We start from the raw sequence: 18,088 nt of genomic DNA on the forward strand, positions 1-18,088 counted from the left end.
GAATCGACGTCGTGGGGTATACCAGGTCTTCACGCAGCCCGTACCGGAAGGACACATGACCGCAGCACGTGCGCAGCTTGACCAGCGTGACATGGCCGAAGCCCAGCGCATCGTGAGCGCAGTGGCAGGCGCGTTCTCCGCCAAGGTGGTCGGCCAGAACCACCTACGGGAGTCCATGTTGCTCGGCCTCCTCGCGGGTGGCCATCTGCTCATCGAGAGCGTTCCCGGCCTGGCGAAGACCACCGCGGCCCGCGTGATCGCCGAATCGATCAGGGGCGGATTCAAGCGCATCCAGTGCACCCCAGACCTACTGCCGAGCGACATCATCGGCACCCAGGTGTACGAGGCGGCCACCAATTCGTTCGTCACCCAACTCGGGCCGGTGCACACCAACATCGTGCTTCTCGACGAGATCAACCGCTCCAGCGCCAAGACGCAGAGCGCGATGCTCGAGGCGATGGAGGAGCGTCAGACCACGATCGCGGGTGTCGAGTATCCGATCCCCGAACCGTTCCTCGTCATCGCGACGCAGAACCCGGTGGACCAGGAGGGCACCTATCCCCTCTCGGAGGCGCAGACCGACCGCTTCATGCTCAAGGAGATCGTGCATTACCCGTCCACCGACGAAGAGGTTGAGGTGATCTCACGGATGGACGCCGGGCTGTACGAGAAGGACCATCGGAGCGCGCCGGTCGTGGCAACCGCCGACATCATGCGCGTTCAGGACCTGGCTGGTTCGGTGCACATGGACCGGGCCCTCATCCAGTACGCCAGCCGCCTCGTCGGCGTCACTCGCGAGCCTGAGCAGTACCTGCCGGCGAGCACGGCCCGGCTGATCGAGTACGGCGCCAGTCCGCGCGCCACCATCGCGTTCTGCCGGACGGCGAGGGCGTTGGCGATACTGCACGGCCGCGGCCACGTGGTCCCCAACGACATCGCCCGGCTCGCGCATCGCGTGTTGCGGCATCGCCTGATCCTCGGGTTCGAGGCGGCCAGCGCAGGCGTGACGCCGGACGCCGTGGTCGACGCGGTGTTGCAAGTGGTGCGGGTGCCGTGAGCGTGAGATAGACGAACAGCGTGGGTAAGCATCTCGACAGCGCCAAGAAGTACTTCGGCCGCGACACCAGCGGATTTCTAGAAGGCGGTCGCTACGCGCTCGTCCACACCAGAAGCCTCGAGTTCGACGATCTCCGGCCGTACGTGCCCGGCGACGACGTGCGCGACATCGACTGGAAGGCGTCGGCCCGCTCGGGCCACGTGCTGATCAAGCGATTCGTCACCGAGAAGCACCACAAGATCCTGGTGGTTGCCGACACGGGCAGGAACACGACCGCGCTGGCGCCGTCGGGCGAGCTCAAGCGGGAGGTCGCGGCGAACGTCATCGGCGCGATGGGGCTGATCACCCTCCGCCGGTCCGACGAGATCGGCATGGTGTTCGGTGACGTCCGCGGATGCGTCGACATCCGGCTGCGGCGCGGCGAGACGCACATCGAGTACCTGCTGCACCGGTTCGAGCAGCAGACCACGACGCGGCAGGCCCGTAGTGACGTCGTCACCCAGCTGAACTGGGTGGCAAGGCATTACCGGCATCCTCTGCTGATCTTCGTGGTGTCCGACGAGCCCGACGTCGACGAGCGGCTCGGCGACGTTCTGACCCGGCTCACCGGTAGGCACGACGTGATGTGGGCGATGGTTTCCGACATGCCCGCGGTGGCGTCGACGGAGGATGAGCAGGACGGGTTCGACGTGACCAGCGGACGCTTCGTCCTGAGCGCCGCCGCGGTGGGTCCCAAGGTGATCGCCGAGTATGAACGCGCCGAAGTACAACGGCGGGAACGGCTTTCGGAATTCATGACTCTCCGCGGTGTCCCGCACGCGATGATCGCGGGCAGCACGGACATCAGGACCGAGCTGATCGCGATGACCGGGGTGTTCGCCCGTGCCGGATGACCTGCTGCGTCACGTCATCGGCCCGACGCCCTACTCGTCGTGGTGGTTGTGGGCGGCCGTGCTGGTGTTGGTCGTCCTCATCGTCTGGTACGCAGGCGTATTCGCACTGACCATGCCTGCTGGGCGGTTGCGCAATCTGCCCGTCGTCGGAGCCATGCACGGTGACATGGTGCGGCGGCGCTTCGCAAGGACGGTCCATCAGATCGGCGAGAAGTACCGCGCAGGTGATCTCGCCACCGCTCCCGCCGGTGCCGCGGTCAGCGCCGCGCTGCGTGGTTTCCTGCAGCAGACCACCGGAGTCCGGGCCCAGTACATGCAGGTGGAGCAGATCGCAGCGGGCGAACTCGCGCGGGCCGCACCGCTTTTGGAGCAGCTCGACGACGCCCAGTTCAACGCCGCGTCCCGGGTGGACATCTCAGCGGTGAGCGAGTCCACCGAGGAGCTGATCCGATCGTGGACCTGACCTGGTGGGTCGTGGCGATCGCCGGCTGTGTCGCGTTGGCGATCTGCATTGCGGCCGTGTTGTTCCGGCCGATGGACGCCGAGCGTCGGCAGTTGCGACCACTGGCCAACGTCGGCCGTCTGACCACGCTGCCCGAGTACGTCCTGGCGGCACGCATCCGGTCGTCGTCGATGGTCATCGCGATGGTGCTGCTCGTCGTCATCTTCGCCGCCGCGGTCGTCGCCGCCTCGCGCCCGACCGGATTACCCTCGGCAGCAGGCGAATCGGGCGCGGGCCAACCGGAGGACGTCATGCTGTGCGTCGACGGGCCCGCCACGGATCCCGCCCCGAGTGCAGCGCTGCGCTACTTCGCCGAGCAGGTCAAGACGTTCTCCACTCAGCGCATCGGGCTGACCTCGCCGAACCGGCGGGTCGTGCCGCTCACCCGTGACTACCAGTACGCCGCTGGTAAGTTCGCCGGCGCGGACGACGGCTTCGTGGCGCCGGTGTCCTACGTCGACTACACGGAGGGTGCCGAGGATCTGCTGGCGATGTGCCTGACCGGGTTCCCCGCCTTCGACAAGCCACCTGCACAACGACGTTCGCTGATCTACGTCGGGCCGGACTCCGATGGCCGTCAGGCTCCACTCTTCACCGCCGACAAGGTCAGGGAGTTGGCCCGGACGGCGGGTGTTCAGGTCAACGTCGTCCTGACGGGCTCGGACAACGGCACCCTCGCGTCGCTGGCCCGCGACACCGGAGGGCGCGCCTTCTCCGCCGATGCAGGCGTGACCGCACACTTGGCAAACATCAGGGCCAACCCGCCCGCCGCGGTGCCCACCGACGGCACCACCCCACTCAAGCCGACCGAATCTCCCGACGTACCACTGGCGGTGGCGCTCCTGGCGGCTCTGATTCTGGCCGCGTGGCCGGTGGTGCGGCGATGACCCTTCAACCGGTACTGCCCCTGCTGCTGCTCGGCGCCGTCGCTGCCGCGATCGTGGTTGCCCGCGTCGTCGCATTGCGGCGCTTGACCGCCGCCGGTCGCACGCGCGCCGCTCTCTTGCGTTGGGGCGGCGTGACGCTGGCCGCGCTGCTGCTGCTGGTGGCGGCCGCACGACCGGTGATCGGCAGCGACGACCAGGGCATCGTCCGCGCCGCCGGGGACGGCGACCCGAACGTGTTCATCGTCGTCGACCGCTCGGCGGACATGCGCGTTGAAGACCTGGCAGGAGACAAGGAGCGGATGGCCGGTGCGCGCGACGACATCTCGGCTCTGATCGACCGCTATCCCGACGCCCGATTCGCCGTCATCTCCTTCGCGTCACGCCCGTCGCTGGACTGGCCGCTGTCGGCGGACACCTGGAGCTTGCGGCCGGTGACGTCCGCCATGACGCCGTACGCCTCGGCGCCCGACGCAGTGGTGCAGACCAACGTCGGTGCTGCGGGGAACGTGCTGCGCTACCAGCTCATCGGGGCAAGGCAGCAGTTCCCGCGGGCGCAGAACCTGGTCTTCTACCTCGGCGCGGGTGCGTCCGAAACCCAAGTCCCCCAGCGACAATTCGAGCTGCCCGAGGGAGCGGTGGACGGCGGAGCGGTGCTCGGCTACGGCAGCGCCGATGGCGGACCCATTCCAGGGACCGACGTCGCACGGTCGGCGATCGACGAGCAGGCGTTGCGCGGCGTCGCCGATCAGATCGGCGTGCCCTACGTCCCGCGCGACGGCACCACACCGCTGGCCGGAGTTCTTCAGGACCAGGGCACCGTGATCGGGCCGCCACCACCGGTCGCAGCGCCTGCCGGCAGGATCGAGTTGTATTGGGCGCCTGCGATCGGCGCCGCGATCCTGGTCTTGATCGAGCTCTACCTGGTGCTGCTCGAGTTCCGGCGGACCCGGCTGGCCAACGCGGACGTGGTCGTATGACCCTTCGGGCGAGCGGAGCGACGGGGGAATGTTCACGGCTGCGTCTGCGGCGACGGCTGCTGGTGTTCTCCGCACCCGTCGCGCTGCTGCTGGTGATCGTGCTGCTGAAGCTGTGTTCGGTCGTGATCGCCGGTGGTCTTGCCGCGTCCGACTTCGCGCGGAAGGACACTGGCGCACTTCGGACCGAGGTTGCAACGCTCAACGCGCTTAACGTCGTGGAGCCCGCGAAGGCGTTCTTCGCCGCAGGCGATCTCGCGGTGCTCGACGGCCGCCTCGAGGATGCCGATGGCCAATTCTCCGAGGCGCTGGCGCGTACTGCGCCCGCAGAGTCCTGCGCCACGCGGGTCAACCTCGAACTCGTCCGAGAAACGCTCGGCGACAAGGCAGCCGGGGTGCTCGACGTCGAGACGGCCGTCGTCCGCTATCGCAGCGCGCTGGCCGCCGTGAAAGACGCCCCCGCCGAATGCTTCGAGGGTAACGCCGATCCCGATCAGGAGCGGCGCGTCGTCCGCAACGAGGCGGCCGCCCGGCTCAACGACAAGATCGACGACTTGCAGGCCGCGCCCCCAATGCCGCCGCCCGCGGCCGTCCCTCCGCCCCCGCCACCGCCACCCCCGCCACCTGCTGGCGAATCCGCGCCCGACGAACGGGATCCCCGCCTGCGGTTGAACCCGGACTCGGGGGATCCGCTGGAACGCCTGCAGCAGATCCTGCGGGATGCGGCGGCTGCGCAGCGCGGTGGCGGATGACCCACCGACGAAACTCGTCCACTCTGCGCTGAGGGTGTGCGCCACTCGCAGTTTCACGCCCTGGTCACAGAGTGAACGACTCGGCTAGACGACCGGAGGGAGATGCTGCGCCACCGACGGCTCGGCGGCAATCAGCCCGTTGCGCGCCCGCCACTCGTTCAATGCCCGGGCCAGCACACCGTCGGGGTCGCCAGCACGTAGCTCCGTGAGCAGGACCTGCCGCTTGAGGCCGCCTTCGGCGGACTGAATGCCCTGCGACCCCAACGATTCCACGGCATCGGACAACCGCTCGACGATCGGCGCCGCTGCCCGACCGGGGACGGTGATCCGCGCCCACGGTCCCGCCACGTCGATCGTCTCGGACGCGGCCGGACGTTCGGCATAGGCAGAACCACACCGCCGCCCCGCCCCGTGTCGGTGGCCACGTGAGCGGCAGCGGTGGCGTCCTGCGCAGCTCCCAACCCGGCTCTGCGGTGGTGTCGGCCCACGCGAAGTTCGAAGCCTGCTGGACCGCTGCGCCACTGAGATGCAGGTCAGGATCGGGAGCACCGCCGCGGAAGATACGCGACGACCGTCGGGCCATCGCGGCCGCGGGCGGTGAGGCGCCAAGCAGCGGGGCCACCACCAGCCACCCCCAGAGCCAACCGGGCCAGATCCCGCCGTCCGCCAGTGCGGCGAACAGGGTTGAGGCCGCCTGACCCAGCCACAGCGGGCCGACGTAGACCAGCGCCGCAAAGCCCACCGCAACGCGGCCCTCCCAGACCATGTCCGGATCACTCTGCGTCGCAAGCGGACTCACCAGGAACGCCAACACGATGCACACGGCAAGGCCAAGCACCAGCGCGAGGGCGTCGACACCACCCACGTGCGTCACGGCGCGAGCGCTTCCTCGAGAGTCCTTGGCCGGGAGCCCTGCAACGCCGCGACGTCGTCGGAGACCGCGGCGCACGAACCGTCGGCAACGGCCGTGTAGGTGCTCACCCAGGCATCCAGCTGCCACTGCTCGACGTCGTGGGCGGCCGCCCTCGTTGCGTACGCCTCCTCGATGGTCTGGTTCTCGAAACTCAGCTCGCGGCCCAGCACCGCGCCCGCGCGCGCAGCGACCTCGGTGAGGGTGAGGGCCTCGGGACCGGTGAGCGTGTACGTGGCGCCGGTGTGACGGTCGGGGTCACGTAGGACGACGGAGGCAACGTCGGCGACATCGGCCCGCGCGACCGCCGCAACGCGGCCGTCTCCTGCCGGGCCACGGATCACTCCCGATTCATCGGCGAAGGCGGGCAGCAGGTCTGCGTAGAAATTGTCGCGAAGGAAGGCGAAATCCATCCCGCTCTGTCGGATCGCTTCTTCGGCATCGTGGTGGTCGCGGCCGAGGGTGAACGTCGCATCGGCAGCCGCCCCGGCGAACGACGTGTATACGAGATGCCGTACTCCGGCCGACGCGGCAGCCCGGATGAACGTCCGGTGTTGCTCGCGCCGGTCGGGCGCTTCGGCAGCCGAGACCATGAACAGCACCTCGATGCCGCGCAGCGCCGCCACGGCGGCAGCCTCGTCGGCGTACTCGCAGTTGCGCACCTGCAGACCGAGATCCGGTGCCCGAGTGGGATCCCGGACCACCAGCACGGGGGCGTAGTGCGCCAATCGGTGTGCGACCAGTCCGCCGACGGCGCCGGTGGACCCGGTGATACCAAGCAGTGGCTGCGGTCGCACCGTCACGCTGGTGAAGTCTTTCTGCCAGGTCGCAGCGCCACTTTCGCTTGGGAACATCCGCTCGAGCTGGGCGTCGGCGAGCGGCCACAGCAGCGGCTCGGCCTCGGCTTCGGTGGGCGCCGCGTCTCGCTCGACCACACACTCGACAAGGCCGGTATACCGCAGGTCGTGGCACACGAACCAGCCGCCGATGCGATGGAGACCGACGCCGTCACCCTAGGGCAGCGAGATCGTTGCACTTGAGCAGATTCTCGGTACATCTGGTGTTAACACGGCCGACTGATTCCACCCCTCGTTTTCCACGCGCGACGGCGCCGGAGGGTGTTGACTGACCAACACGTTTGATTCGGCACTATCGAGGTGAGTCTCATGGCACGCATTGATTTGTTTGCGAAGATTCCATTGATCGGGATGTCCCTGGTGTTCCTGGCGATGTTCATCGTCGCGGTCACCGCGTATCTTCACGCCGGGTGGTATTCGATCATCGGCTACGCGATTGCGGCCGTGGTCGCCGTGTGCGGCTTCGTGATGACGTTTCGTGACGTCAGCGATACGCCGGGACCTCCGGAGCAATGGGATGCCCGAGGTAACCCCGTTGATCCTGCGTCACCCGGAAACTGACTAGAGCGAGGATTGCTTCGATGACCACTGAACCCAAGCCGTCGGTGTACGACAACTCCGCTCTGAAGGCGGAGGACGAGGGTTACCACAAGGGCCTCAAGCCCCGGCAGCTGCAGATGATCGCGATCGGCGGTGCCATCGGCACCGGACTGTTCCTCGGTGCCGGCAGCCGACTACACAACGCCGGACCGGGCCTGTTCTTGAGCTACGCGTTCTGCGGCATCTTCGTCTTCCTGATCCTGCGGGCGCTGGGTGAACTCGTGCTGCACCGGCCGTCGTCGGGGTCCTTCGTGTCGTATGCGCGCGAGTTCCTCGGCGAGAAGGCGGCGTTCGTCGCCGGCTGGATGTACTGGCTGAACTGGGCGTTCACGGCCATTGTCGACTCGACGGCGATCGCCACCTATTTTCACTACTGGACGTCCTTCGGGAGCGTCCCGCAGTGGCTGATCGCCCTGCTCGCGTTGGCGGCCGTGGTGGGCATAAACCTCATCTCGGTCACCCTGTTCGGGGAGCTCGAGTTCTGGGCTGCGGCCATCAAAGTCCTTGCGCTGATCACATTTCTGGTCGCAGGCACCATCTTCCTTGCCGGCCGCTACAAGATTGAAGGACAGCCAACCGGCTTCAGCGTGATCGCCGACAACGGCGGGCTCTTCCCCCACGGTGCCTTCCCATTGGTGATCGTCATGTCCGGTGTCGTATTTGCCTATGCTGCAGTCGAACTCGTCGGAACCGCGGCCGGTGAGACTGCCCATCCGCACAAGATCATGCCGCGTGCGATCAACTCGGTGATCGCACGTATCGCGGTCTTCTACGTCGGTTCACTGTTCCTGCTGGCCCTTCTTCTCCCGTACACCACCTACAAGGCAGGCGAGAGCCCGTTCGTCACGTTCTTCTCCCGAATCGGGTTCGAGGGCGCGGGCACGATCATGAACATCGTCGTGCTGACCGCCGCATTCTCCAGCCTCAACGCCGGGTTGTACTCGACCGGCCGGATCCTGCGGTCGATGGCAATGAACGGCAGCGCACCGAAGTTCACGGCGAAGATGTCCAGCCGCGGCGTGCCGTACGGCGGAATATTCCTGACCGCGGCCGTCGGGCTGTTCGGCGTCGTCCTCAACCTTCTCGTGCCCGGCCAGGCGTTCGAGATCGTGCTCAACATCGCGGCCCTCGGCATCATCGCGTCCTGGGCCACCATCGTCATCTGTCAGATCCAGCTCTACCGCTGGGCGAAGCGCGGCATCCTGGAGCGGCCGGTATTCCAGTTGTGGGGCTCGCCGTACACCGGCTATCTCACGTTGGCGTTCCTGTTCGGCGTCGTCGTGCTGATGGCGTTCGATCCTCCGATCGGCACCTGGACGGTTGCCTCACTGATCCTCATCATCCCTGCACTCATCGCCGGGTGGTACGCGGTCCGTGGACGGGTGCTGGCCGTCGCGCAGGAGCGCATCGGCTACACCGGTGAATTCCCGACCGTCGCCAACCGGCCTCCGCCGGGTGACGACGAGTAGGCCTTTCGGGGGCGAGCGAAGCGACGGGGAAAGGCTTAAGCCCCGACGGCGTCGATCGCGCGGTAGATGCGTTGTTCGCTGACTGAGCGTGCGGTGCCGAGCTGTTGGGCCCACAGGCTCACGCGGAGTTCCTCGATCATCCGCGCGATGTCGCGCACGTCGTCGGCGGCCGCACGCCCCGGTGACAGTGCCTTGACGAGGTCGTCGTAGGCGTCCTGTACCGCATGCACGCGCAGCATGAGATCGCGGTCGGCGTTGACCGCGTGCGGCAGCCGGTCGAGTCTGCGGCTGATGGCGGTCAGGTACCGGGTGAGGTCGGCAAGGCGCGCGACGCCGGTGGCCGTGACGAACGCCGGTGGCAGGAGTCTGGCCAGCTGGGCCCGCACGTCGGCGACCGCGTCGGCCTGCGCGGGCAGCGCCTTGTCGGGCAATGCGAGCTGAACGTCATTCCATGCGGCGAGCACCTTTTCGACGCGGCCGACGACGTCCAGCGCGGTCGGCACCAGGGTGGCGGCAACCCTGTCCCGTAGCGCAACGAACGCATCCCGCGTCCACGCAGGAGCGGGCACCAACAGGTCCACCGCGGCGTCGGCGCAGTCTTCGAGCAATGCGGTCAGCGAGCCGTCCGGATTGGCGCCGAGCAGCAAACGCGTCCGGGGATTCAACGCCCGCTCAACGGCTTTGACCGGTGAGGTGACGGCCAGCCGCAGCAACCGGCGGGTACCGGGACCCATCGCCGAGCCCTGCTCCACTTGCGTGGCGAACACGCGCACGTCGACGCCGGAACCCGCTTCGACCAACGCGGGGAACCCACGCACCGTGTGACTTCCGGCAGTGCGCTCCACGATGCGCTGCAGTTCGGCCAGGTCGTCGGGCCAGGTGCGCAATCCGGTTCGCTCAAGGCCGCTCGCGACAGCACCCGCCACCGCCTTCCGCACCGGCGCGGCCAGCCGTTCCTGCAACGCGTCGAGGTCCTTGCCGCGAGCCACCTCGGCGCCACCGGATTCGACGGCGAACGTCACCCGCAGATGGGCGGGGATCTTCTCGATGTCGAAAGCGTCGATCGGCACCAGTACCCCTGTGCGCCTACGCAATTCGCCCTGCAGCGCCTGCAGCAGCGGTGCGCCATCCGGATCGAGCGTGGCGAGCAAGGCGCGGGCGGTGTCGGGTGCGGGAACGAAGTTGCGGCGCAGGTCCTTCGGCAGGGACCGGATCAGCTCGGTGATCAGTTCTTCGCGCAATGCCGGTACGTGCCAGGCCAATTCGTCGCCACCCAGTCGGGGAAGCACCTCGACGGGTACGTGCACGGTGATGCCGTCATCCTCGGCACCCGGCTCGAACCGGTAGGTGATGGGCAGTGACAGGTCGCCCGCTTGCCAGGTGTCCGGTCGATCGGCGTCGTCGTCGTTGCGCAGCAGGTCATTCCGCGTGAACGTCAGTAGGTCCGGTGTACGGTGCCGTTGCTTCTTCCACCAGGCGTCGAAGTGCCTGGCCGAGACCACGTCGGCGGGAACCCGCGCGTCGTATAGGGCGTAGATCTCGTCGTCGCCGACCAGCAGATCCCTGCGGCGGGCCCGCTCCTCGATCTCGGCGAGTTCTTCGAGCAGGCTGGCGTTGTCGCGGAAGAAGTGGTGACGGGTCTGCCAGTCACCCTCGACGAGCGCACCGCGGATGAACAGCTCCCTCGCCAGCACCGGGTCAATCTGCGAGTACCCGACGCGGCGTCGCGGCACCAGCGGCAAGCCGTACAGCGTGACGCGTTCGAACGCGGTGGCGGAGCCGCGCTTGGCGTCCCAGTGCGGCTCACTGTAGGTGCGCTGAACGAGATGCGCGGCAACACGTTCCACGGCCTCCGGCTCGATGCGCGCGGCGATCCGGCCATAGAGGCGGCTGGTCTCGACCAGGTCGGCGACGACGATCCAGCGCGGCGGCCGCTTGGTGAGCACCGAGCCGGGTGCAAGCACGAACTTCGAGTTGCGTGCGCCCTGATAGTCCCGCGTCTCGCCCTCCCGCACGCCGATGTGGGAAAGCAGCCCGGCGGTCAGCGCCGCGTGCACGCGTGCCGCATCGGCCGGCTCGTCCTGCTCGCGGATGCCCATGTCGCGCGCGATGCTGCGCAGCTGGCCGACGAGGTCCTGCCATTCCCTGATGCGCAGGTAGTGCAGGAACTCCTCGCGGCACATCCTCCGAAACGAGCTGCCGGACCGCTCCTTTCGCTGCTCACCCAGGTAGTTCCAGAGGTTGAGGAAGGAGACGAAGTCGGAGTGCTCGTCGGCGAACCGGGCGTGTTTCTGCCGTGCCGCCTCTTCCCGGTCGGCGGGCCGCTCCCGCGGGTCGGGGATCGACAACGCCGCGGCAAGCACCAGCACCTCGCGCACACAGTTCTCGGCGTCGGCCTGCAGGATCATCCTGCCGATGCGTGGATCCAGCGGCAGCTGAGCAAGCCGGCGGCCCAGAGCCGTGATCGCCCCGTGCTCGTCGAACCCTCCGAGTTCTTGCAGCAGCTGCACGCCGTCGCGGACGCTGCGCTTGTCGGGCGGGTCGAGGAACGGGAAGTCCTCCATGTCGCCAAGGCCAAGGGCGGCCATCTGCAGGATCACCGCCGCGAGGTTGGTCCGCAGAATCTCGGGATCGGTGTAGCGGGGCCGGGATTCGAAGTCCTCCTCCGAATAGAGGCGGATGCACACACCGGGCGCCACGCGTCCCGACCGGCCGGCCCGTTGTGCGGCCGATGCCTGCGAGATGGGCTCGATGGGCAGGCGCTGCACCTTGGTCCGTCGGCTGTAGCGGGAGATGCGCGCGGTGCCGGGGTCGACGACGTAGCGGACGCCGGGCACGGTGAGCGAGGTCTCGGCGACGTTGGTGGCGAGCACGACGCGCCGACCGGAGTGCGGTGCAAACACCTTCTGCTGCTCGGCCGTTGGCAGCCGCGCGTACAGCGGCAGCACCTCGGTGTGCTTCAGGGTGGCGCGCAGTGCTTCTGCGGTATCACGGATCTCGCGTTCGCCGGACAGGAACACCAGCACGTCACCGGGTGGTTCGCCTTCGAGCTCGCCGACGGCGTCGACGATGGCCTCGGTCTGGTCGCGCATCGTGGTGCGGATCTCCGCGCGAACCACCTCGTGGTCGGGGTCGTCCGGGTCGTCATCATTCGATGACGGCACTGGGACCTCCAGTGGCCGGTACCGGATCTCGACGGGATACGTGCGCCCCGATACCTCGACGATCGGCGCACCCGAGAAGTGCGCCGCAAAACGACCCGGCTCGATCGTCGCCGACGTGACGATCACCTTGAGGTCGGGCCGCCGCGGCAACAGCTCGCGCAGATAGCCGAGCAGGAAGTCGATGTTGAGGCTGCGTTCGTGGGCCTCGTCGAGGATCAGGGTGTCGTAGCGCAGCAGGCGACGGTCACGCTGCATCTCGGCGAGCAGGATGCCGTCGGTCATCAGCTTCACCAGCGTGCGGTCGCTGGCCTGATCGGTGAACCGGACCGTGTAGCCGATCGCGCCGCCGAGCTCGACGCCCAACTCGTCGGCGATGCGCTGCGCGACCGTACGCGCGGCGAGCCTGCGTGGCTGGGTGTGGCCGATGGTGCCGCGAATGCCGCGGCCGAGCTCCAGGCAGATCTTCGGCAGCTGGGTGGTCTTGCCCGATCCCGTCTCGCCGGCGACCACGACCACCTGGTTCTCGGCGATGGCCTTCGCGATCTCGTCGCGCCGCTCGCTGACCGGGAGGTCGGGGTAGGTGATCGTCGGGACGGCGGCGATGCGCGCCGCGACGAGGGCCTCGGCCGCGGCGAGCTGTTCGGCGATCTTTCCGACGGTTGCCGGGTCGCTCCCGCGGAGACCCTTCAGCCTGCGGCCGAGCCGGGAGGCGTCGCGGATCGTCAGCCCGTCGAGCCGCGCACGCAGCTCTGAGACGGACGGTTCGGACACTCGGGCAAGGATAGTTGACCACCCAGTTCGTACCTTGCCGCATCTTCGGCTTACATGGAGACGGTGAGTCGGCGAATCCTGAGTGCGTATTTCCGGTTGATCCTGCTGCTGGCGTTGTGCACGAGCCTGGTCGCCGGCTGCACGACCCCGCCCGGCGGAACACCGACGGCAACGCCGCCGGGATTGCCGACGTTTCCGACCGCGCCGACGACGACCACCAAGCCCGCCATACCAGCGGGCCCCCTGGTGGCCTACCGCGCGTCGACCGAGATCGGACTGGCCGACGGCACGAAGATCGTGGCGACGGCGCCCGGGACTTTCACACCGTCCAGCGAACCCTTCGTCACCGAGGACGGCCGCTTCGTCTTCGCGCGATCCTCGGACGGAAAGCTGGTCACGCTCGACGCGCGCTCCGGGGAGACCCGGGTCTCCCCGCTGCCGCAGGCCTCCCGCCTCGGCACCGCGGGCGCCAGCATGATCGTGTGGTGGGAGCAGCCGAACAGGCTGATGCAGCTCGATCTGGCCGCCGAGGCCGTCGCGCCAACACTGCGCCAAACAGTGGACCTGCCGCCTGTCTACGACGCGGCGGCGACCGCTCCCGCGTTGCTCACCGCAAGGGGCGGCACGGCCATCATCTCTCGGGTCGAGTCCGCGCCGTCACCGACCGGAGGTCCCGACACGCTGTACGCCGTGCGCGGCGGTGGCGCGCCGGCGTCTCTCGGCCGCGCGGATGCGAACACGCCGGTGGCGATCGCCGAACTCAGCCCCGACGGTGCGAGCCTCGCCTACGCGCTGTACCGCCGTTCGAGCGACACCTGCGGTACGGCTGCTGTGGTGGTCTCCAACGCCGACGGGTCGCAACAGTCGTACGACGTCGCCGCACCGGGGCCGGCGACCGGCTCCGAGGTTCTGCATCTGTGGTGGCAGGAGTCCCACCCCATGGCGCTCAGCTTGGCGACGTGGCAATGCGATCCGGCCAGCTCGTACTCGCCGCGGGTGTGGGAACTCGGCTCCGACCGTCTCGTCCAGATGACGCCGCCGACGGTGGCGTTGGAGGCGGTCGAGGTGACCCCAGGTCAGCGGGCACTGATCATTCCCCAGGGCGGCCCTACACCCGAGCAGTCGGGCACGCTGGTCGTCGAGGACAGCGGACGCAGGTTCCCGGTCAAGCCGGACGTGAACGCGCTCGAGGTGATCCCAGCGCAGGCACCGTCATGACTCTCAGCCGGTAATCACGTTCAGGACGAACGTCGAGTCGGTCGGAGCGTCGGGCGATATTTGAATCGTGCCGCCCCCGCGTGCGTTGGCGTAGATGCCGGTGCCGCCCACGATCGCGACTGCGCCGGGTTGACCCGGTTCGGCAGGGCCACCGCTGTCCAGACCCTGGACGGCGAGTTGCCCGCCTTCGAGGACGAAGGTGCCCTGGCAGAAGGCATCTCCGCTCGACGCGTCACCGCTGAGTGTCGTGCACTGACCTGCGACGTGGCCGATGTTCGTCCCTCCTGCGCGATCGAAGACGTCACCGGCGAAGAGGAACTCGTCTCCTGGACCCTGTCCTGGCTCTCCGAGATCGATCTGCGTCGATTGGGTGTCGTGCTCGAACAAGGTGAGTGTGGTGTCGGCTGCGGCACTTTGCCCGAACACACCCCCCATCGGAAGCGTTAGGGCTGCGCACACGGCGAACAGGCCAACACCCCCTCGCCGCGCGCATCGATCAATGGTTGCCACCCGTCCCCCCTCGCCCGTCGCTTCGCTCGCCACGGGGCCCCCACCCCAGGAATACGCAGACTGTACGCGCGCCACCCCCGTCGCGCTGTCAGTCCGCTGTGATGGTGGTGAGGCAGAACGGATGACTCGTGCTCGAAGTGTCCTAACGGGCGGTTCCCGTTCGTCCATGTGTTGAGATTCGGGAAATGCTCGAATCACGTGGAGAGGGAAAACGTCATGCCGCAATACGTCGCTCTCACCTACACCAAGGACGTCGACTGGACAGCGCCCGAGAACGCCAAGGAGATGGCCGAGTACGAGAAGTTCGGTGAGACCCACGGCGCCGTGATCCGCGGCGGTGCCGCGCTCTACCAGACGAGCACCGCGACCACCGTGCGCGTCAAGGGCGCCCGCGGCGGCGAGGTGCTCCTCAGCGACGGTCCGTACGCAGAGACCAAGGAGGCCCTGACGGGCTTCTACCTCATCGAGGCCGGCGATCTGGACGAGGCCCTGCGCATCGCGGCCGACCTCCCTGCGGCGTGGGACGGTGCCGTCGAGGTGCGTCCCACCATCGATTTTGGCGGCTGACCGGCTTGCCGAGACCGTTCGGACGGAGGGCGCGCGCATCCTGGCCACGCTCGTCCGGACGGTCGGCAGCCTGCCGATTGCCGAAGACGCGGTGCAGGAGGCGGCGCTGCGCGCGTTGCGGGACTGGCCGCGTACCGGCGTTCCCGACGAGCCGCGCGCCTGGTTGACCGTGACCGCGCGCCGGGTGGCGATCGACATCATTCGACGCGAGGGCATGCGGGCCGGAAAGGAGCGGGCCAGCATGAACCTCGCAGTGCCCGACGCAGTACCCGACCTGCCGCCGGACAGTGTGGTGCACGACGACCGGCTACGGCTGATCTTCACCTGCTGCCACCCCGCGCTCGCGCTGGACGCCCAGGTGACGCTGGCGCTGCGAACCCTCTGCGGGCTCTCGCCTGCGCAGATCGCGGCGGTGATGCTGACGAGCGAGTCGGCGGTAGCCAAACGGCTGACCAGGACGCGAGCCAAGATCGCCCGCGCAGGCATCCCGTACCGCGTCCCCGACGACGACGAGCTACCGGCCCGGCTGGCGTCGGTGTGCGCGGTTCTACACGCGTCGTACACGATCGCCCACAGCGCCGTCGGCGGCGAACGGCTGACCGACGTCGATGGCCGTCGGGAGGCGTTGCGACTCGCACGTCTGGTCCACGAACTGCTGCCCAACGAGCCCTCGCCGATGGCTGTGCTGGCCCTGTTGCTACTGACCGAATCGCGGTCCGCGGCACGGGTCGACGACGCCGGCGATCCGGTTCTGCTCGCCGACCAGGACCGGACGTCGTGGGATACCACCGCGATCGACGAAGCGCTGACCCTCCTGGACACCTCACTGCGTCGAACCGGTGCGGTCGCCGATCCCCACCAGTTGCAGGCCGCAATCGCCGCCGAACATGCCCGCGCAACCTGCTATCAGGCGACCGACTGGCAGGAGATCATCCGGCTGTACGACCTCCTGCTCACGGTCCAGCCAAGCGCTCCCGCCGCGCTGGCGCGGGCTGTGGCCATCGCCGAATCCGACGGCGCGGCAGCGGGACTGGACGCGCTCGCCGACCTGGACTTCGACCGCGACAAAAACCACGACCAACGATGGCACGCGGTCCGCGGTGAACTGCTCGCCCGCGAGGGCAGATACGCCGAAGCGGTCGCCGCGACACGCGAATCGATCACCGACGAGGTGTCGGCGCCGGAACGGCGCCACCGTGCACGCCGCATCGCGGCATGGTCGGCAGCGGACCAGCCCGAGCACTAGCCTTGCGCGGGCACTTCGACCTCATATCGCTTTTGCTGCGGTGCGCAACTCGACATAGGCGGTCTCGATCGCGTCGGCGAGCCCCGCGACGTCCGGCAGCGCCCCCGGATCGGTGCACAGCCCGATGCCGAGATCTCCTGCACACGAGATCGCCGAGATGCGCAACGCGTGATGGGCGGCAGGCTCCGACGATGAGAAGAGATGCTGCACCCCGCGACCGGCGACGCCGACGGGGACGCGCGGGCCAGGCACGTTCGATATCGACACGCTGAACTCCCTGGCGCTCTTGGAGATTCGCTGAGCGGCGCTGCCGAGGTGCTTCACGCGGCCGAGGGCGTGGAAGAGGTCGTACATCTCCTCGGCGTCGTCGAGGCGTTTGCGCTCGCCGGTCTCGGCCCGGATCCGGTCCAGCCGGACGAGGGGATCCGTCTCCGCGAGCGGCAGGTCGACGTTCATGAACGAGTCCCGGTTTCCGAGGTCGGTCGCATCCTCGTCGCGGTGGTACAGGCTGACCGGTATCTGGGCGTTCAGGTGGTGGACGAGCGTGCCCGCCTCCCCGAGCCAGGTCCGCAGACCTCCCGTGATGACCGCGAGGAGGACGTCGTTGACCGTGGCGCGGACAGGCCGTGACGCGCCGATCGCCTTCACCTCCGACAAGGGCGCGACGGTGAAGGCCAACTCGCGGGCGATGGTGATCGGGCGGTCGAAGGGCGAACGTTCGTTGGGGTGCCCGAGTTCACGGATGACGGCGCCCGGCAAGCGCCGCGCCTCAGTGAGGCCGCTGGGTTCGTCGGAATGCACACCGGGGCGTGCCCCTGCCGCTGCCGGGGCGTCGGGGTGGGCATCCCAGAGCACGGCGTCGAGGAAGCGGACACCGGCGATGCCGTCGCACATCGCGTGGTGGATGCGAACGGCGATGGCTTCGCGACCGTCCTCGAGTGGCCCGATCACGTCGAACGTCCACAGCGGCTTGCTGCGATCGAGATGCTCGGACATCAACCCGCTGACGATCCGCCACAGGTCGGCCCGCGAGACGCAGGACGTGGTCTGACGCCGGACGTGTTCGCGGATGTCGAAGTCGGTTGCCTGCACCCAGCGCGGCTCGGGTCCCGAGGTGTCGACGCGCTGGGTCGCCCTCGGCTGGCTCGGGAGCCGCTTCGCGACCGCGGCCCGCAGGGCGTCGAGGTCGAGCGGATCACCCGCCTCGAGCACGTTGAGCTTCAGCGTGTGGCCGGCGATCGCCGCCGATTCGACGCCGAGGATGCGGGCGTCGTCGGCCGAGAGCCGATCGGGATCGTCCAGCCGGGCCACGCGGTCAGTGTAGGTGTCTCGCCGTCCACCGAAGGTGGGGTTTCGACGGGTCGCATTCCGCGCGTGCGGTAGTAGAGGACGACGGCGGCAATCGTCACCTCGACCGCCGCAAGCACAGTGGCGATGTTCGTCACCGTCGACTCGTGGACCGGTGCGACCGCGGTCAGGCCCGCGCCGTGCTGATGCGCGGCCGACGCAGGCAGGTGGATCGCGATCATCGCGAAGTTCATCAACGCCACCAGCAACCAGCACCGTACCGTGCCGTGCAGCCACAGATCACGTGCGCAGTAGAGGCACGCGACGAGCATCGCCACCATCAGGGCCATGGCCGCGGGGTTCGCCACGTGACCAAGTGAAATCCCATGCAGCACAGCCGAACAAGCCGCAAGCACCGCACATG

16 protein-coding genes and 1 pseudogene are annotated in these 18,088 nt (G+C 68.2%); 11 read left to right on the plus strand and 6 right to left on the minus strand.

Annotated elements, in window-relative coordinates:
- Nucleotides 1-55: 55 nt before the first annotated feature.
- The 6 genes from HNP02_RS13515 to HNP02_RS13540 are packed head-to-tail and all read left to right on the plus strand — an operon-like array spanning nucleotide 56 to nucleotide 5,065.
- Nucleotides 56-1,057, plus strand: a complete 1,002-nt coding sequence (locus HNP02_RS13515) for a MoxR family ATPase (protein ID WP_184439165.1) — start codon at nucleotides 56-58, stop codon at nucleotides 1,055-1,057.
- A 20-nt stretch (nucleotides 1,058-1,077) separates the two neighbouring features.
- A complete protein-coding gene (locus HNP02_RS13520) occupies nucleotides 1,078-1,950 on the plus strand; it encodes a DUF58 domain-containing protein (protein ID WP_184439167.1) in 873 nt (290 codons plus the stop codon).
- Entirely contained in the window at nucleotides 1,940-2,413 is a 474-nt protein-coding gene (locus HNP02_RS13525; RefSeq protein ID WP_184439169.1) for a hypothetical protein, read from the plus strand. The genes HNP02_RS13520 and HNP02_RS13525 overlap by 11 nt, the downstream gene beginning before the upstream one ends.
- Nucleotides 2,404-3,339, plus strand: a complete 936-nt coding sequence (locus tag HNP02_RS13530) for a hypothetical protein (protein ID WP_184439171.1) — start codon at nucleotides 2,404-2,406, stop codon at nucleotides 3,337-3,339. The genes HNP02_RS13525 and HNP02_RS13530 overlap by 10 nt, the downstream gene beginning before the upstream one ends.
- Nucleotides 3,336-4,316 (plus strand): VWA domain-containing protein, encoded by a 981-nt coding sequence (locus HNP02_RS13535; RefSeq protein ID WP_184439172.1) that lies wholly within the window; start codon nucleotides 3,336-3,338, stop codon nucleotides 4,314-4,316. The genes HNP02_RS13530 and HNP02_RS13535 overlap by 4 nt, the downstream gene beginning before the upstream one ends.
- Nucleotides 4,313-5,065: a hypothetical protein gene (locus HNP02_RS13540; protein WP_184439174.1), complete on the plus strand. Its 753-nt coding sequence runs from the start codon at nucleotides 4,313-4,315 to the stop codon at nucleotides 5,063-5,065. The genes HNP02_RS13535 and HNP02_RS13540 overlap by 4 nt, the downstream gene beginning before the upstream one ends.
- An 84-nt stretch (nucleotides 5,066-5,149) precedes the next feature.
- On the opposite strand, the gene HNP02_RS13545 is transcribed toward HNP02_RS13540, so the two are convergent.
- Nucleotides 5,150-5,413: a hypothetical protein gene (locus HNP02_RS13545; protein WP_184439176.1), complete on the minus strand. Its 264-nt coding sequence runs from the start codon at nucleotides 5,411-5,413 to the stop codon at nucleotides 5,150-5,152.
- A gap of 522 nt (nucleotides 5,414-5,935) precedes the next feature.
- Nucleotides 5,936-6,910: an NAD(P)H-binding protein gene (locus tag HNP02_RS13550; RefSeq protein WP_309241537.1), complete on the minus strand. Its 975-nt coding sequence runs from the start codon at nucleotides 6,908-6,910 to the stop codon at nucleotides 5,936-5,938.
- Nucleotides 6,911-7,141: 231 nt separating this feature from the next.
- Here HNP02_RS13550 and HNP02_RS13555 point away from each other — a divergent pair.
- Both HNP02_RS13555 and HNP02_RS13560 read left to right on the plus strand, forming a co-directional pair.
- Nucleotides 7,142-7,321, plus strand: a pseudogene (locus HNP02_RS13555) (hypothetical protein); the annotation flags it as partial.
- A gap of 92 nt (nucleotides 7,322-7,413) precedes the next feature.
- The gene (locus HNP02_RS13560; RefSeq protein WP_184439180.1) at nucleotides 7,414-8,901 is read left to right on the plus strand and encodes an amino acid permease; all 1,488 of its coding nucleotides are present in this window, start codon (nucleotides 7,414-7,416) and stop codon (nucleotides 8,899-8,901) included.
- Nucleotides 8,902-8,936: 35 nt separating this feature from the next.
- Here the strand turns inward: HNP02_RS13560 and hrpA are convergent, their stop codons facing one another.
- A complete protein-coding gene (gene hrpA / locus HNP02_RS13565; RefSeq protein WP_184439182.1) occupies nucleotides 8,937-12,836 on the minus strand; it encodes an ATP-dependent RNA helicase HrpA in 3,900 nt (1,299 codons plus the stop codon).
- Between the two features lie 54 nt (nucleotides 12,837-12,890).
- Here hrpA and HNP02_RS13570 point away from each other — a divergent pair, with 54 nt between their 5' ends.
- The gene (locus tag HNP02_RS13570) at nucleotides 12,891-14,054 is read left to right on the plus strand and encodes a hypothetical protein (protein ID WP_184439184.1); all 1,164 of its coding nucleotides are present in this window, start codon (nucleotides 12,891-12,893) and stop codon (nucleotides 14,052-14,054) included.
- Nucleotides 14,055-14,057: 3 nt separating this feature from the next.
- On the opposite strand, the gene HNP02_RS13575 is transcribed toward HNP02_RS13570, so the two are convergent.
- Nucleotides 14,058-14,489, minus strand: coding sequence for a hypothetical protein (locus HNP02_RS13575; RefSeq protein ID WP_375373671.1), 432 nt, complete (start codon nucleotides 14,487-14,489; stop codon nucleotides 14,058-14,060).
- Nucleotides 14,490-14,780: 291 nt separating this feature from the next.
- On the opposite strand from HNP02_RS13575, the gene HNP02_RS13580 reads away from it, so the two are divergent.
- Both HNP02_RS13580 and HNP02_RS13585 read left to right on the plus strand, forming a co-directional pair.
- Entirely contained in the window at nucleotides 14,781-15,131 is a 351-nt protein-coding gene (locus HNP02_RS13580; RefSeq protein ID WP_184439188.1) for a YciI family protein, read from the plus strand.
- Complete coding sequence (locus tag HNP02_RS13585) at nucleotides 15,121-16,377, plus strand: RNA polymerase sigma factor (protein WP_221317592.1); 1,257 nt, start codon at nucleotides 15,121-15,123, stop codon at nucleotides 16,375-16,377. Before HNP02_RS13580 ends, HNP02_RS13585 begins: the two co-directional genes overlap by 11 nt.
- A gap of 21 nt (nucleotides 16,378-16,398) precedes the next feature.
- Here HNP02_RS13585 and HNP02_RS13590 read toward each other — a convergent pair whose 3' ends face one another.
- Both HNP02_RS13590 and HNP02_RS13595 read right to left on the minus strand, forming a co-directional pair.
- Complete coding sequence (locus HNP02_RS13590) at nucleotides 16,399-17,688, minus strand: wax ester/triacylglycerol synthase domain-containing protein (protein WP_309241538.1); 1,290 nt, start codon at nucleotides 17,686-17,688, stop codon at nucleotides 16,399-16,401.
- The gene (locus tag HNP02_RS13595; RefSeq protein ID WP_309241539.1) at nucleotides 17,598-18,032 is read right to left on the minus strand and encodes a hypothetical protein; all 435 of its coding nucleotides are present in this window, start codon (nucleotides 18,030-18,032) and stop codon (nucleotides 17,598-17,600) included. The genes HNP02_RS13590 and HNP02_RS13595 overlap by 91 nt, the downstream gene beginning before the upstream one ends.
- Between the last annotated feature and the right edge of the window lie 56 nt (nucleotides 18,033-18,088).

This window comes from Mycobacterium sp. AZCC_0083 (genome assembly GCF_014202335.1).
In the GTDB taxonomy this organism is placed as follows: domain Bacteria; phylum Actinomycetota; class Actinomycetes; order Mycobacteriales; family Mycobacteriaceae; genus Mycobacterium.